A 16,215-nucleotide genomic window follows, 5' to 3' on the forward strand; every position below is an offset into this window, starting at 1 on the left:
CGTGAAGGGGTTCCGTTCTTTGTTTATGTGACCGTCATGATCCTTTTATATTAATCCATCTTATTATAGATTTCTTTATTAAGCACGCCCTCTTTAAAGTTTACGATAACGTTTGTAGCTGCATCACCGATAACGTTCAATGTGATAACCGCCATTCCCGGCAGATAGTTCATTGCAAGAACTAATGAATAGCCGATCATGCACAGTTCTGAAGTCATTCCGAGTCCGGACATAACGACATATACCATTGTTGTTCCCGCTACAGGGATCGCCGGGCACCCCATTGCTGTACAAATTGAAAGGAATGCTGCCATAACCAGTGTTGACGGTGTGATATCGATTCCCGCCGCTGTAGCAATAAATGTGATCGCTATCATATGCATTGCTGTCGTACCGTTCATATTGATCGTCATACCTGTCGGGAGTACGAAACTGCTGATCTCTTCCGTACAGCCAAGTTCATTGATACATGTCTTTGTATTCAGCGGAAGTGTTGCTGCCGATGAGTTTGTTGCCGCCGCAAACAGACCGATCTTAAATGATTTCTTAAGGAACGGAATCGGATTCAGCCGTGTGGTAAGGAAAATACCGATGGGATATATAGTAGATACAAGCACCAGACTAACAATGATGGTTGTTATCATCCATACAAGCGTCGGTCTGATATATTCCACACCGTAAACAGCAAGTGTCCTGCAGATCATACAGAAAATCGCAACAGGTCCCACTCTGTCGATAAGGAAATTCAGGAACATCTGAATAATATCATTGAGATTCTCAAGCACTTTCTTCAAAGGATCTGCCTTTTCGCCTAAGAATGTCATGCATAATCCCATTATGATCGCTACCACACACACTGCCAGAATCTCATTATTTGATGTAAATGCCGAAAACAGGTTTGACGGTACAGCCGTAATGACAGCTGTCAGCGGATTATATCCTTCCATCGTTACTGCTTCTGTCGCCATTTCACTTGGCAGGTTGACGTTAAACCATCCCATGCTTCTTACAAAGTAAGCTGCCGCCCCGGCAAGAGCTGCTGCTACAACATAAAAGCATATGTATGTAATAAATGTCTTGCCTGCGATCTTCCCCAGCCTCTCAGGATTAGCCAGACTGCACATCGCAAGGCTCAACGAGGTCAGTACCAGTGGTACGATCGCCATCTGTAGTCCTCTCATAAAAAGCTGCCCGATAATATAAAGGAGGCCAAGCCCTTCAAACCCGTCTGTTGCCGTGATATCCTGGAAGAATATCGCGTCTACAATATTCCAGACTCCTTCATTTCCGTTTCCATTGAGAAATTCTCTGAGGACAAGACACAGAAAACCGACTACAAAGCCGGCGATCACTGCGATGATCATCCTTTTGACAATTGAACCTCTCTTCTTTTCTTTCTTTTCGTTTGCCATAATTCCACCTTCCCCGTTTTTTGTTTTTAACTTGTATACCAATGACTTCTCATTGTGTATACTGCACGAATGCTTTACATGTATTTTACGATTGAGAAAGTTTAATGTCAACATTTTTTCTTTATTTCAAAGATTTTTCTATGTTTTAACCAATTTTTTTGATTTTTTTTGTTATATATTTTTTTGATTTATGCATTTTATTTTCGTTTCAAAGATATTTCCAAAAGCAAACAAAAAATTCCTCTTCATTTCTCTGCGGATGAGCCTTCATATACGGAAACAGGGGGCCGGATTCGGGTAAATATATCTCCTCGATTCCGGCACCCCTGTTTCAGTGCACATTCTGTCAATATTCAGTTTCCATCATTTTCCGGGATAAAGCGGCTTAATATATAAGCTCTATACCATATTCGTTGCAGTAATCGACCCATTCGTCGTCTGGTTTTCTATCCGTAACAAGATAGTTCACACGTTTCAGATCAATCAGATTGACAAACGCCGACTGTCCGAACTTAGAATAATCTGCCAGAAGAGCCACTTCTTCCGCCTGGGCAAGCATAGCCTTTTTGATCTCCGCCTCGCTCTCATTGGAATCCAGGACGCCTTTTTCGATACTCAGGCCCTTGCAGCTGATCAGCGCAAGATCTACATTATACTTTTCAACATTGGTCTTTGCCAGCTGACCCTGAAGAGACAGAGCCTTTTTGTTAAATTCCCCGCCCGTGGAAATAATATTAAAGGGCGATTGCTGAAATTCCCGAAATACTTCTGTGGAATTTGTCACGATCGTAATCTCCTGAGACTCTGGGATAATCTTCAATGCCTCTACCACTGTCGTGCTGGAATCTGCAATAATCGTGCTCTTTCCCTCTAGAAGTCTCGCTGTCTTCCTGGCAATTTCCTGTTTTTCTCTCAGATGTCTGCTCAACCTCCTGTAAAAATGGATGCCTTCTTTCTGGGCGCCCTCATTCCAGATAGCGCCGCCGTGTATCCTTGTCAGAATTCCTTCAGTCTCGAGCTTATCCAGATCTCTTCGAATAGTTTCTTCCGTCACCCGGCATATTCTGCTCAGATCACTGACAGTTACCTTTTTTTCGGTCTGAACAGTCTGGCGGATGACCATCAATCTCTCTTTGCCGGCCATACTTTCTTCCCTTTCCCCGCTCACGGTATTTATCCTTTCTTTATCTAATAATATACCTTCCGGGTTGGTTTTTGCAAGACTTTTGTCCTGTGAAAGCATGTTATCCTCCTTTAAAACCTACATGTTTGAGGTTGAAATCAAATGAAACAGTCTTTAAAAAGCAGACAGCCCAATTTTACCGATTATTTGTCAATCTCTTCTGCCAGTTCTCTCATGTAAGCCACATCCTCCGGATCAAGATCCAGTTCTGCAGATTTTACATTTTCCTCAATCTGCTCTGCTGTAGTTGAGCCGCTGAGAAGGTTCATGAAATCTCCCTGTGCCAGGATCCATCCAAGTGCAAGATTGGCAATCGTGCAGTTGTATTTCTCACAAAGCGGTTTCCACTTGTCCATCATATCCATAGCAGCCTGCATGTTATCCGGCTGAAACCATTTTTTCGGAATCTGCGCGCCTACCGGTTTGTAGTCTCTCGGCATTGTTCCTGATAAAAGTCCCATCTCAAGCGGCGAGTAGGCCTGGATTGTCACACCGTTCTCACGGCAGCATGGAATAATCTCGTCTTCAATTCCACGGTCAAGTATGGAGTATTTTGCCTGTACAATATCAAGATCTCCCCATTTCAGGTATTCTTCGATATGATGAATATCTACATTTGCAGCTCCGATCGCTCTGATCTTTCCCTGTGCTTTCAGATCATTAAGTACATCCATTGTCTTTTCGATCGGCACGTAATACGGAGAGCCTTCGATTGACTGCCAGTGCGTCATATATACATCTACATAGTCTGTTCCCATACGCTCCAGAGATGCCTTGATCTCTTTCTTTACGGACTCGCTGTTTAAGTTCTTGTAAAGCTGGATACCGTTTACGACATTAAACATATCGCCTTTCATTTCCTGATCCCACGTAACTCCGCATTTTGTGATGATCACAAGATCCTCACGGTTCATACCTTCAAGTGCTTTTCCGAGAATCTTTTCACTGTTTCCGAAGTTATATCCCGGTGCTGTATCGATCAGGTTGACACCTGCTTTCGGCGCTTCCCTGATCGTGTCAACTACAACCTGGAGATCATGGTCTCCGCCCCATGCAGAACCGCCGCCGATGGACCATGTGCCAAGACCGATTCTTGAGATATCAATACCTGTTTTTCCTAATTTCATTGTTTTCATAACTGATTTATTCCTTTCTCCTGTCCGGTACCTGTCCGTACAGATTTTACTGCTGCTGTCCGTAGTCCGCAAGATACTTCGCGAGCATCTTATCTACATCCGCCTTCTCCTGGACTCCTCCGGTAGCGCCGACATACTGAACCGACACAGCCGCCGTACAGTTTGCATAGACGGCACAGTCCCGGATGCTCTTGCCCTCAAGAAGTCCGGTTATGAACCCTGAGGCAAAATTATCTCCGGCGCCGATCGTGTCGATGGCTGTCACTCCTTTGCATGCCGGAACAATCTGTGCTCCTTGTGCATTGCGGATATAGCAGCCTCTCTTTCCAATCTTCATGACCACATTCTTCACTCCGCACGCATACAGCTTATCGGCAACCTTTGCCTCGTCTGTCTCGCCTGTCATTTCGCTGGCTTCTTCAAAGTTCGGGAAGAAATAATCCACATACCCCAGCGCCTCCGTGATATCCTCCAGTTTTTCATTTAGTCTGGGGGATACCATATCCGCACAGATGATCATGCCTTCTTCTTTAGCTTTCTTAAATACGGATACCATTGCCTTGTTATCAAACAGCGGATTATTGAAAATACTTGCAAACGAGAGGATCTTCGCATCCTTCAGGGCGGACAGATCCAAATCATCATATTTGAATTTCCACAGGCTGCCCTGACGGTTCGTAATAAATGTACGTTCCCCGTCCGCAGCTACCAGCCCCACATTGATCGAGGTGTCAATTCCGGGATCCTGTTTGATATATGTAGTATCAATTCCGGTACGTTCACAATGACTCAGCACAAAAGCGCCCGCCACATCGACGCCGATACAGCTCATCAGCGACACCTTATGTCCCAGCCTTGTAATGATCGTAGCTTCATTTATGGCATCTCCGCCTATGGTCATGGAAATCCCATCCACCGGATAAGAGACGGTATCAAACACCTCTTTGCTCACCGGGCGCAGCGGCAGATCCACGATCGCCGCCCCGATGATAATTACGTCTGTACCTTTACTCACTTTATTCATCAGCCCTTCCATCATCACCAAACAATTTAATCTTATACATTGCGCGCTCTTTCACTGCCTGTCTTACAGCTCGTTCTACTGCCAGGAACGGCTCGTCCTTATGCTCGTTGATCGCTTCCATCGCAGCCTGGCACAGTTCTGTATGGATATTGATCTTTGCGATTCCAAGAGAGATTGCTTTTTTGATATCCTCATCGCCGATGCCGGAAGCGCCGTGCAGTACGATAGGAACATCTACTGTCTTTGCAACTTCCTCAAGTATATCAAACGCCAGTTTCGGTTCGGAAGAGTATACTCCGTGTACATTTCCGATAGCGATCGCCAGAGAATCACACCCTGTTCTGTCTACAAAGTCCTTCGCCTGTTTCGGATCTGTATAGTGATACTCCGCCAGAGCTTCTTCATATATTGTCTCATTTCCTACATGTCCGAGCTCGGCCTCTACAGGAATGTTATATGCATGGAAATAATCAACGCATCTCTTTATCTCTGCAACATTTTCCTCATACGGAAGAGCCGAAGCGTCACGCATTACAGAGTTCATACAGTGATTTACCGCATTCTGCAGGATCGTCATATTGCGTCCGTGATCCCAGTGCAGGATAACCGGTACAGTTGCCTTTTTCGCCATAGATTCCATCATATAGCAGTAGTCTTCAAAGGAAGTGTTCCCTGTAAATCCAGTTCCAAAAGAGATAATGATCGGAGCACGCAATTCCTCTGCGGCATCGATAACGCCCATCAGCATCTCTGCATTCCACACGTTGAAATGAGGAATTGCGTAATGTCCTTCACTTGCTTTCTTTTCCCAATATCTGATATCTGATATCATAACTTATTCTCCTTTCTCACCACGGTTGAACGTCTACTCCGCAACCTTCACAACGCCTTTGATCATCTCTGTCTTCTTAACCGGATCAATAGCGTCCTCGAAAGCCTGCTGAACATCTTTGTAATCATAAACATTTGTTACCATATCTTTTACATTAAACTTGCCTGTAGCGATCGCTTCGATCGTCTGCGGGAAGTTATTGCAGTAACGGAATGAAGTCTGGATGGTCACCTCACGGTTGATCTTAAGGAAATCGATCGGCACCGGTTTGGACTGTGTTCCAACCATCATGATCTTGCCGCCGCGGGCAACGATCTGGACTGCCTGCTGAGCCAGAAATACGGATCCGCCGCACTCAAATACAAGCTCTACGCCGTGATCGCCGTACATCTCTTCGGAGCGCAGATATGCAACCGTATCCTGCTCTTTGCCGTTGATCACTCTCTTTGCGCCAAGTTTCTTCGCCAGATCCAGACGTTTCTCTATAACATCTACAACTGTAATGTCCGTAGCGCCAAGGCTTAAGCATGCCTGAAGTACCATAAGTCCGATTGTACCTGCACCCAGGATAACAATACTCTTTCCAAGTCTTGCCTCGCCCAGGATAGCAGCGTGCATACCGACTGCCGCAGGCTCTACAAGAGCAGCTTCCATCGTCGTCATGCCTTCCGGAATGTGGTAAGTCCACTCCTCCGGATGAGTCATATACTGTGTCAGGGCTCCTTTATAATTCGGCTGTGTCGCCATGAAATCCACGCCCGGGCAGATATTGTAACGTCCTGATTTGCAGTAGTCGCATGTATTGTCCGGTACGCCCGGTTCGATGAGAACTTTGTCTCCCACTTTAAACTTCGTTACTTTTGATCCTACGGCCGCAACTTCACCTGCGACCTCATGGCCGAGACCGATCTTCTGGTTCGGATCTTTCGGAGGGATGAATGGTCCGAACTCGAAACCGTGGATATCAGACCCGCACATTCCCACATACTCTACTTTCAGGAGGATTTCATTCTCCTTCGGCTCCGGAACCGGGCACTCCTGGATCTCAAAATGTTTTGGAGTCACTAAGATTGCTTCTGAATTTTTCATCTTCGTTACTTCCTTCCTTTTAAATAATATTCTGTGCGAAATATTTAACACAGACTAAACTTAGTCGACATTACCGATATCTTCTACAGACTCTCCTCTTGTCTCAACACCGAATACTGCAACGCTCACAGCGATGACAACAGCTACGATAGAGATCAGGACGAATACGCCTGCGCTTCCCATTGAGCTCGCCGCAACATATGTAACAAGGAACGGGAAGAAGATGTTGCTGACACGTCCGATCGCATTACAGAAACCGGAACCTGAAAGCTTCGCCGATGTAGGCCACATCTCCGGTACGTACACTGCAGATGCATAGCATACATACATATAAATAACCGTGTTCAGTAAGAATGTTGATACAATCAGCGGAGTCATTGCCGTCTGCTGGCTTGTGATAACACCGAGTACAGCCATGAGGATGAGCAGGATTACACCTGTGACTCTTCTCGGGATCTTATCCATGTAAAGTGATGCGATAAAGATTCCAAACGGAGCTCCAAAGAGGCCGAACATTGTCATGAACTGAGACTGTGATGTATCATATCCGAGTGATACAAGCAGTGAAGGCATCCATGTCATCAATGTATACTGGATCGTGTTCATACCGATCAGCACAAGGGAACCGACGATTGTTCTTCTGAGCAGTTTTCCTCTGAACAGCGCGGAATACGGAAGCTGTTTTACCGGCTTCGGCTCCTCTGTTACAGGCGGAAGCGGTTTACCTGTTGAAGCTTCGATCTCTTTCTCGATCTTTGTAAGGATTGCGTCAGCCTCGTCTACTCTGCCCTGGGACTCCAGCCATCTCGGAGACTCCGGGAATTTCTTGGCGATAAGGGCAACTGCGATAATTGACAGGATTGACGGGATCATGTACTGGATTCTCCAGTTTGCATTCAGGCCAACGCCTGTCAGGCCAATAAGGAATGCGATACCGTTGCTGACCGGGTGAGACCAGTTCCCGATAAAGGAGTTACGGCTGGACCATGTACCACGGTTTCTGCCCGGCACATACTCTGTAAATCCTGCAAACAGAACGACCAGAAGAGCTCCAAGTCCGAATCCCTGAACCAGTCTGAATACATACAGTACATATACGTTAGGAGAAATAGCTCCTCCGATCATAGCGATGATATGTATTATTTCATATAACATAATACTTTTTTTACGTCCGATCTTATCACCGATCGGTCCTCCGACAAGTGCTCCGAAGAGCTGTCCTGCCGTATAAGTTGTTCCCCACATTGCAAGGAGCGTTGTACCTGGCTCCAGCCAGTGAAGTTCATTTAACAGTACGTTCTGTACAGAACCGCCGATTGCGTTTGACCAGCACACGAGAAGTGCGAATGCTGTGATCAGCCACATTTTGATATGCCAGCCGGAATTCGGCAGACGGTCAAGTCTTGCGCCGATATTGGCGCTTTTCTTATTAGATGCCATAATTGTTTTCCTCTCTTCCTTCTTTATAGTTTATAAATTTTCCTTTGTTTTACATTTCTATCGGGCAGTGCGGCAGGCAGAGAAAAAGCCGCACCGCCTCAGTCAGTTATCGATTTAAGTCTTTTAACTCTTCGTCAACTTCGCCCTGCATGATCGTCCACGCTTTCTTGATGTCGGGATCTTTATTCCACAGAGCCGGCGGTCCGAGAACCACCACATCCGCGCCCGCTTCATACAGCGGAGCGTACACTCCGGCGTTCATGGAGCCGTCCGCTTCGATCAGGAAATCAAGCCCCATCTCTTCTCTCCACTTCACCAGCGTCCGGATCTTATCATACATCTGTGTGATGACTTTCTGCCCCGCATAACCTGCGTCCACGATCATGATCGTAACTTTAGACAGCAGCGGCAGATAATACCGGATCGCCTCCAGCGGCGCGGCGGGATTCATTGCGATTCCCGCCTTGCAGCCAAGAGAGAGGATTTTGTTGATTGTGACGAAAGCATCACTCTCTATACAGTCGGTATGCGGAGTTATATAATCTGCTCCTGCCTCCGCACACGCCTCGATAAAGTCCTGCGGGTGTTTTACCATCAGGTGGGCATCCATTGGTTTTTTGACCACTTTCTTCAATACCGTCATAAAGTCAGGGCCTACACCAAATGTCTTGACATAATTGCCATCCTTAATATCAATGTGGAGAAAATCTGCATGTTCATCGATATATCTCACCTGATTCTCAAAATCATATAAATCACAGCATCCCATTGAGGGAGCCAGCAAAAGTTTCTTTTCCATCCGGATTACTCCTCATCATCAAAGTCATAGTGGAAGATTACTTTGATTGCTTCTTTCCTTGCCATTGCATCAAATCCTTCCTCATACTGTGATAAACCGAGTCTGTGTGTGATCATCGGCTGAACCTTTATCTGACCGGATGCGAGCAGACGGATCGCATTTCTCCATGACGTGGAGTCATATGCCATATGTCCGATGATGCTCTTATTCCAGGATGTTATGTCGTTAATAGAGAAGTCAAGCGGCTTGAATCCCATTCCAACACGGACAACCTCGCCGTTCGGACGAAGCATCTCAATCGCCTGTTTCAGGGCAATGTTGGCTCCTGAGCACTCAATCACAAGACCTAAATTATCTCTTCCGCAGATCTCTGTACATCTCTTAACGACGTCCTCTTTTGATCCGTTGACCACATGCGTAGCGCCGACTTCAAGGGCAACCGGGAAGCGGGTCGGAACATCCTCGTCAAGTCCTACCATTACAATGTTGACAGCACCCATGATACGTGCAATCTGTACGGAGAAGAGTCCGAGCGGGCCTGTTCCGAATACAACAACATCCTGCCCCGGCATAAGATGGCTCTGCTGGGCTACAGCCTTGTATGCATTACAGATCGGATCGAGCACTGCCGCTTCTTCGTATTTCACGTTCTCAGGAATTTCCCAGATCGCATGTTTGTGAATTGCGAGGATTTCGCCCGGAACCTTACAATACTTGGAAAATCCGCCGCCCCATGTATTATTGTCCAAACCTAAGTTTACTTTCTCTTCACAGCAGAGAAAATCACCCTGCTCACAGGCCGGGCATACGCCGCATACATGAGCGCTGTTATCGGATACAACTCTCTGTCCGACTTTCCAGTCCTTTACATTTTCTCCCACTTCTACGATATCTCCTGCAAACTCATGTCCACGGATGGAGTTGAATTCATCTGATCCGTTATCTACTCTCCAGTGCTTCATATCAGCCCCGCAGATAGCGGCTGCCTTGATCTCAATGATAATATCATCCGGTCCACAAGTTGGCTTCGGGACATCAATCATTGTATATCCGCCAAATTCTTTTCCAAATCTTGCTATTGCTTTCATTTTTCAATCTCCTCTTCCTTCTTAACATTCGGGGGATTCCCCCATTGCTTGATACTCGTTCCCGGCCAGAAACTTTATTTTTTTGATCTGTCTGTATTTTATCGCTTTTCTTTGTTTTAGTCAATTATTTTCTTTGAAATAAAGATTTTTCAGCATTTTTAATACTCATATTTCTGTGAAACCCACTTTTTACGTTCTTATCAATACAGTTTTTTGGTTATTTTGTACATCATTTCTGTGTTTCACATATTTCAAAAATTAAAATCAAAGAAACAAAGAAAAGCGCCGGAACCCGAACCAGTTCCGACGCATACTTCCCGACTTCAGCTTCTCAGTATTTATTTGTGTTCTATCCTATTCATTGTCCAGCACAAGCTTGGCAGCTCCACAGATTCCCGCATCGTTTCCAAGTTTTGCAAGGACAAATCTCACGTTCTTGTTGGCAAAAAAGGCCCTTTCCATGTACGGTTCTCTTATGTACGGAATCAGAACTTCTCCTGCCTTAGACACGCCGCCTCCAATGACAAACACAGCCGGATCTGCCACCACTGCCAGATTAGCCAGCCCGTATCCCAGATATCTTCCGAATACAGTTGCTATCTCTTTTGCCACTTCATCGCCTGCTTTAACTGCATCAAACACATCCTTCGCTGTTACATCCTGCTTATTCAAGATTGTCGGCCGCATTTCCTGTCCAAGTTTCTGTCTGGCCAGCCGCACGATCCCTGTTGCCGACGCATACTGCTCAAGGCATCCTCTGTTACCGCAGCCGCACTGGTCTGTCTCTTCATAGTTTACGCAGAGATGTCCGATCTCTCCGCCTGCTCCGTTTGAACCTACGAGTATCTTCCCGTCAATGATGATTCCGCCGCCGACACCGGTTCCGAGTGTCACCATGATCATATTCTTCTCGCCTTCGCCGCCGCCTTTCCACATCTCGCCGAGCGCTGCCACGTTCGCGTCATTTCCGATATATGACTTCAGACCGGTCAGTTCCTCAAGTTCTTTCTTTACTTCTTTATACGTCCATCCGAGATTTGCGCTTCCGTTCACAACACCTTCTGCTGTAACAGGAGCCGGAACTCCGGCACCGATTCCGATAATATCGTCCTTGATCAGCTTATGCTCCTCGATCTTCATCTCAATAGAAGCCGCGACATTCGGAAGAATCGCTTTTCCCTCCTCAGATGTATCTGTCGTGATCTCCCACTTGTCAAGGATCGTTCCCGTCTCCTCAAACAATCCCATCTTCACTGTGGTCCCTCCGATGTCAACCCCAAAACAATACTTCATAGTTCTGCTCTCCTTTCCGCTCTTCCCTTATTATTTTCTCTTTTTGGCAATATTCTCCTGAACCCTCTTGTAGAGCTCTTGAGCTGCATTATACCCCATTTGTTTCTGTCTGTGGTTTACAGCCGCTGATTCGACGATGATAGCCAGATTTCTTCCAGGACGGATCGGAATCCTGTGACACACAACTTTATTCCCGAGAAATTCTGTATACTCCTCCTCCAGACCCAGCCGGTCGTACTCCTTATCTCTGCTCCAATCTTCCAGCGTAATAACAAGGTCTATATTCTGTGTCTCCCTGACGCTCTGCACACCAAACATGGATCTTACATCTACAATACCGATACCTCTAAGCTCGATAAAATGTTTTGTAATATCCGGCGCAGTACCGACAAGCGTCTCATCACTCACTTTTCTTATCTCAACCACATCGTCCGTCACAAGACGATGTCCTCTTTTGATCAGCTCCAGTGCAGCCTCGCTCTTACCGATCCCGCTCTCTCCCATGATCAGGACGCCGACGCCGTATACGTCGACAAGCACTCCGTGAATAGAGATACACGGTGCCAGACGCACATTCATCCAGCGGATGATCTCAGCCATGAAGTCAGATGTCTGTTTCACAGTATTAAAAATCGGCACACCGTATTTCACGGCTGTTTTCAGAAAACTCTCCTCAGGCACAATATCCCGGCAGAACACAATACACGGGATCGGATGCTGCAGCAGCTTCTCAAATGTATCTTTCCGCTGCTCTTCACTCAGTGTCTGAACATATCTGCTCTCCACATTTCCTATGATCTGTACTCTGTTTGAATCAAAGCGGTCATAAAATCCGGCAAGCTGCAGCGCCGGCCTGTTCACATCCGGTACGTTTACCTCCTTCTCAACCATATCGACTTCAGGTGTGAGATTTTTCAAATTCATCTTTTCTACTATCTCACTTAATTTTATCCCATGTCCCATAGATTTTCTCCTCACTTTCTCCTGCTCTTTTTATCATATCACTAGTGAAAGAACTTGTACACAGATTCTGCTGCTTTTTCATTCATTGATGGAATTTTTGCAAGTTCTTCCACAGATGCTTTCTTTATATCTTCCAGGCTCAGATATTGTCTCATCAAGGCTTTTCTGCGCGTCGGTCCGATCCCCTCGATATCGTCAAGTATAGAATGCACCTGCCCCTTGCCTCTCAGCTGACGGTGATACTCGATTGCAAACCGGTGTGCCTCGTCCTGAATCCTGGTGATCAGACGGAACGCCTCCGAAGACCTGTCGATCGGAATCTCTTCATTATGATAGTATAACCCGCGTGTGCGGTGATGATCATCTTTTACCATGCCGCACACCGGAATATTCAGATGCAGTTCATCGAGCACCTGCAGCGCCACATTGACCTGTCCTTTTCCTCCATCCATCATAATAAGATCCGGGAATGCCGTGAACTTGCCCAATTCTGTATTCTCACTGCGCTCTTTCAGGCCATGGGTAAATCGGCGCGTCAGAACTTCACGCATACTCCCATAATCGTCGGCACCTTTAATTCCTTTAATCTTAAATTTGCGGTAGTCGTTCCGTTTCGGACGCCCGCGCTCATATACAACCATCGAACCCACCGATTCAAATCCGTTCGTATTCGAGATATCGAAAGCCTCCATACGAACAATCTCGCTGAGACTAAGAAGGGCAGCAATCTCTTTCACAGCGCCGATCGTGCGTCCCTCTTCCCTTTTCAGCCTCTCTTTGTCTTTGGACAATACCAGCCGGGCATTCTCCTGTGCAAGCTCCACCAGCTTTTCTTTTGTCCCTTTCCTTGGTACTTTCAAGATCACTTTCTGTCCGCGCTTAGATGTAAGCCATGTTTCCAGCAGCTCCCGGTCTTCTACTTCTTCCTGAAGCATCAATTCCCCTGGAATAAAGGGAGTCCCCGCATAATACTGGAGAATAAAGCTATTCAATATCTCCGACGCATTCTCCCCTTTTGAAATACGCAGATAAAAATGATCCCGTCCGATCAGCCGCCCGCCCCGGATGAAAAAAACCTGCACAACTGCATCTTCCTCTTCTGACGCTACGGCCAGTACATCTCTGTCCTCACCACTTGAATCCGTGATCTTCTGTTTCTGTGCCACTTTCTTCACACTGCTGATCAATTCTCTGTATTCAATCGCCCTCTCGAATTCCAGCTCCTCGGAAGCGGCATTCATTTTATCTTCCAGTTCTTTCAAAACTGAATCATAATTTCCGTTCAGAAAACGCAGGACTTCATTTACCGCTTTCCCGTATTCTTCCCGAGAAATATACCCCTGACAGGGAGCATCGCACTGCTTGATATGATAGTTGAGACACGGACGCTCTTTCCCGATATCCCTGGGCAGGCTGCGGTTGCAGCTCCTCAAATGGAACAACTTATGAATCAGGTCGATCGTGTCCCTGACTGCCTGAGAACTTGTATAAGGCCCGAAATACCGGGCCTTATCCTTTAACATCTTTCTTGACAGCACCACTCTGGGAAATGCCTCGTTAGTCGTCACCTTGATAAACGGATATGTCTTATCATCCATAAGCATCGTATTGTACTTCGGATGATGCTCCTTGATCAGATTGCACTCCAGCACAAGCGCCTCCAGCTCCGAATCGGTGACGATATACTCAAAACGGCGGATATGCGTCACCATCTGCTCGATCTTAACGCCTTTATTCCTGCTGCTCTGAAAATACTGCCGCACCCGGTTCTTAAGGCTGATCGCCTTGCCTACATAAATGATATGATCCTTCTCATCATGCATGATGTAAACACCGGGTCTGCCCGGCAACTTCTTTAACTCTTCCTGGATATCAAAATTATTATTCTCCATCTTTCATAACAATTCGTCCTTCACGCTCTGTCGAACTGCTCTCCTCTGTCTCGTCCGGTTCCGGTATTCCCTTTACCTCGCGGAATATTTTCATAAATTCTTTGCCTGTGATCGTTTCTTTCTCAATCAGAAACGCGGCGATCTTATCCAGAGCCTCACGGTTCTCTGCGAGCAGTTTCTTCGCCTCTGCATATGCGCCTTTGAGCATCTTCATAACTTCCTCGTCGATCTCACCTGCAGTCGCATCACCGCAGTTTAATACCGCCCGGCCATCCAGATAGCGGTTCTGGATAGACTCAAGCCCCATAAGACCGAAACGCTCGGACATTCCATACTGTGTGATCATTGCACGGGCAATTTTCGTCGCCTGCTCAATATCATTGGCTGCACCGGTCGTCACTGTATCGAAGACAATCTCCTCCGCGGCACGTCCGCCCAGAGCCACGACTATCATTGCTTCCAGCTCTTTCTTTGTATTTAAGAATTTCTCTTCTTCCGGAGTCTGCATTACATAACCGAGAGCCCCCATGGTCCTCGGAACGATCGTGATCTTCTGTACTGGTTCCGTATTTTTCTGAAGCGCCGTCACAAGAGCATGGCCTACCTCATGATATGAAACGATCTGGCGCTCCTCTTTGCTCATAATGCGGTCTTTCTTTTCTTTGCCCACAAGTACGACTTCAACCGCTTCAAAAAGATCTTTCTGGCTGACCACTTGTCTGCCATGCTTCACCGCATTAATTGCCGCCTCGTTGATCATATTTGCAAGATCTGATCCGACTGCTCCGGAGGTAGCAAGGGCAATTGCTTCCAGATCCACACTCTCATCCATACGCACATCTTTTGCATGGACTTTCAGTATCTCCACACGGCCTTTCAAATCCGGCTTATCCACGATAATCCGGCGGTCAAAACGTCCCGGGCGCAGAAGTGCCGGATCCAGGATCTCAGGACGGTTTGTAGCTGCAAGTATCAAAAGTCCTTTATTTGTGTCAAACCCGTCCATCTCGGCAAGTAACTGGTTAAGAGTCTGTTCTCTCTCGTCATTTCCACCCAGGGATGAATCACGGGTCTTTCCTATTGCATCGATCTCATCGATAAACACGATACACGGAGCCTGCTGCTGGGCCTGTTTGAACAGGTCACGCACACGGGAAGCTCCCACACCGACATACATTTCCACAAATGCAGATCCCGACAGAGAGAAGAATGGCACCTTTGCCTCTCCTGCCACCGCCTTTGCAAGGAGCGTCTTACCGGTTCCCGGCGGTCCTACAAGCAGGGCACCTTTGGGCAGCTTGGCACCTATCCCGCTGTATTTCCCGGGATTATGCAGGAAATCCACTACTTCCTGCAGAGACTCCTTGGCTTCATCTTCCCCGGCCACATCCTGGAATGTAACTCCAGTCTCTTTTTCCATATACATCTTGGCGTTACTTTTGCCGATTCCCATTACGCCGCCGCCTTTGGTCATCTTGCGCATCAGCCAGACAAGCATGGCCGCCATCAGACCGATTGGCAGGATCACGGTAAGGAACAGTTCAAGGAGTGTCTGCCCCACAGTATCCGCCGGCTGACTCTTGAACTCCACACCCGCCTCGTCAAGTCTCTCCACCAGTGTATAATCGTTGACATATCCGGTATAGTAATCCGGATCTCTCTTGGCTTCTTCATCGCCGCTTCCCGTCTGTATCTGTTCCTGCATCTGGCTCCAGATATTTCCCGTATTTGCGATCTGTCCGTTTTCTTCCAGTTCTTCCTGACGCGCCTCATCCGTCAGTGTGATGTAGATCCGGTCGCTGTTGAGACTTACTTCCTGTACCTTTTTGTCATCTATGAGCGTAAGGAATTTATCATAGCTGATTTCCTCCGGACCGGATCCCCGCATCATGGAATATAATCCCATCACCATAAAAGTGACCAGCAGGGTTGTTATGAGGATGATTCCCCAGCCCTGCCGGTTATGGTTCGGATCTCTATTTTTATTATTATTGTCCATTCTGTTCCTCCTAAAAATAACTATTATCATTATAAAGACAGGTTTTGCATAAATCAATAAAAACA

At 46.7% G+C, this 16,215-nt stretch carries 13 protein-coding genes; all 13 read right to left on the reverse strand.

The window, feature by feature from the left end; all coding sequences use genetic code 11:
- Nucleotides 1–50: 50 nt before the first annotated feature.
- Complete coding sequence (locus FNY66_RS00260; protein ID WP_150309934.1) at nt 51–1,412, reverse strand: dicarboxylate/amino acid:cation symporter; 1,362 nt, start codon at nt 1,410–1,412, stop codon at nt 51–53.
- Between the two features lie 385 nt (nt 1,413–1,797).
- Nucleotides 1,798–2,655 carry a DeoR/GlpR family DNA-binding transcription regulator gene (locus FNY66_RS00265; protein ID WP_087151056.1) on the reverse strand — a complete coding sequence of 286 codons (858 nt, stop codon included), beginning with the start codon at nt 2,653–2,655 and terminating at the stop codon, nt 1,798–1,800.
- 83 nt (nt 2,656–2,738) lie between these two features.
- Nucleotides 2,739–3,731, reverse strand: coding sequence for an NADH-dependent methylglyoxal reductase (ydjG, locus tag FNY66_RS00270; RefSeq protein WP_087151055.1), 993 nt, complete (start codon nt 3,729–3,731; stop codon nt 2,739–2,741).
- 46 nt (nt 3,732–3,777) lie between these two features.
- Nucleotides 3,778–4,755 (reverse strand): carbohydrate kinase family protein, encoded by a 978-nt coding sequence (locus FNY66_RS00275; protein WP_150309935.1) that lies wholly within the window; start codon nt 4,753–4,755, stop codon nt 3,778–3,780.
- Nucleotides 4,748–5,587: a class II fructose-bisphosphate aldolase gene (locus FNY66_RS00280; protein ID WP_150309936.1), complete on the reverse strand. Its 840-nt coding sequence runs from the start codon at nt 5,585–5,587 to the stop codon at nt 4,748–4,750. Before FNY66_RS00280 ends, FNY66_RS00275 begins: the two co-directional genes overlap by 8 nt.
- 33 nt (nt 5,588–5,620) lie before the next feature.
- On the reverse strand, nt 5,621–6,676 hold the full coding sequence (locus FNY66_RS00285; protein WP_150309937.1) for an NAD(P)-dependent alcohol dehydrogenase: 1,056 nt from the start codon (nt 6,674–6,676) through the stop codon (nt 5,621–5,623).
- 60 nt (nt 6,677–6,736) lie between these two features.
- Nucleotides 6,737–8,116, reverse strand: coding sequence for an MFS transporter (locus FNY66_RS00290; protein ID WP_150309938.1), 1,380 nt, complete (start codon nt 8,114–8,116; stop codon nt 6,737–6,739).
- Nucleotides 8,117–8,222: 106 nt separating this feature from the next.
- Nucleotides 8,223–8,915, reverse strand: coding sequence for a beta/alpha barrel domain-containing protein (locus tag FNY66_RS00295; protein ID WP_150309939.1), 693 nt, complete (start codon nt 8,913–8,915; stop codon nt 8,223–8,225).
- A gap of 5 nt (nt 8,916–8,920) precedes the next feature.
- Complete coding sequence (locus FNY66_RS00300; RefSeq protein ID WP_087151050.1) at nt 8,921–10,003, reverse strand: zinc-binding dehydrogenase; 1,083 nt, start codon at nt 10,001–10,003, stop codon at nt 8,921–8,923.
- A gap of 354 nt (nt 10,004–10,357) precedes the next feature.
- On the reverse strand, nt 10,358–11,296 hold the full coding sequence (locus tag FNY66_RS00305) for an ROK family glucokinase (RefSeq protein WP_150309940.1): 939 nt from the start codon (nt 11,294–11,296) through the stop codon (nt 10,358–10,360).
- Between the two features lie 30 nt (nt 11,297–11,326).
- Complete coding sequence (gene hprK / locus FNY66_RS00310; protein ID WP_087151048.1) at nt 11,327–12,259, reverse strand: HPr(Ser) kinase/phosphatase; 933 nt, start codon at nt 12,257–12,259, stop codon at nt 11,327–11,329.
- Between the two features lie 41 nt (nt 12,260–12,300).
- Nucleotides 12,301–14,151, reverse strand: a complete 1,851-nt coding sequence (gene uvrC, locus FNY66_RS00315; protein ID WP_150309941.1) for an excinuclease ABC subunit UvrC — start codon at nt 14,149–14,151, stop codon at nt 12,301–12,303.
- Nucleotides 14,141–16,150 (reverse strand): ATP-dependent zinc metalloprotease FtsH, encoded by a 2,010-nt coding sequence (gene ftsH, locus FNY66_RS00320; RefSeq protein WP_150309942.1) that lies wholly within the window; start codon nt 16,148–16,150, stop codon nt 14,141–14,143. Before ftsH ends, uvrC begins: the two co-directional genes overlap by 11 nt.
- Nucleotides 16,151–16,215: the final 65 nt, after the last annotated feature.

Origin of the sequence: Mediterraneibacter catenae (assembly GCF_008691045.1) — a bacterium.
In the GTDB taxonomy this organism is placed as follows: Bacteria; Bacillota; Clostridia; order Lachnospirales; family Lachnospiraceae; genus Mediterraneibacter; species Mediterraneibacter ornithocaccae.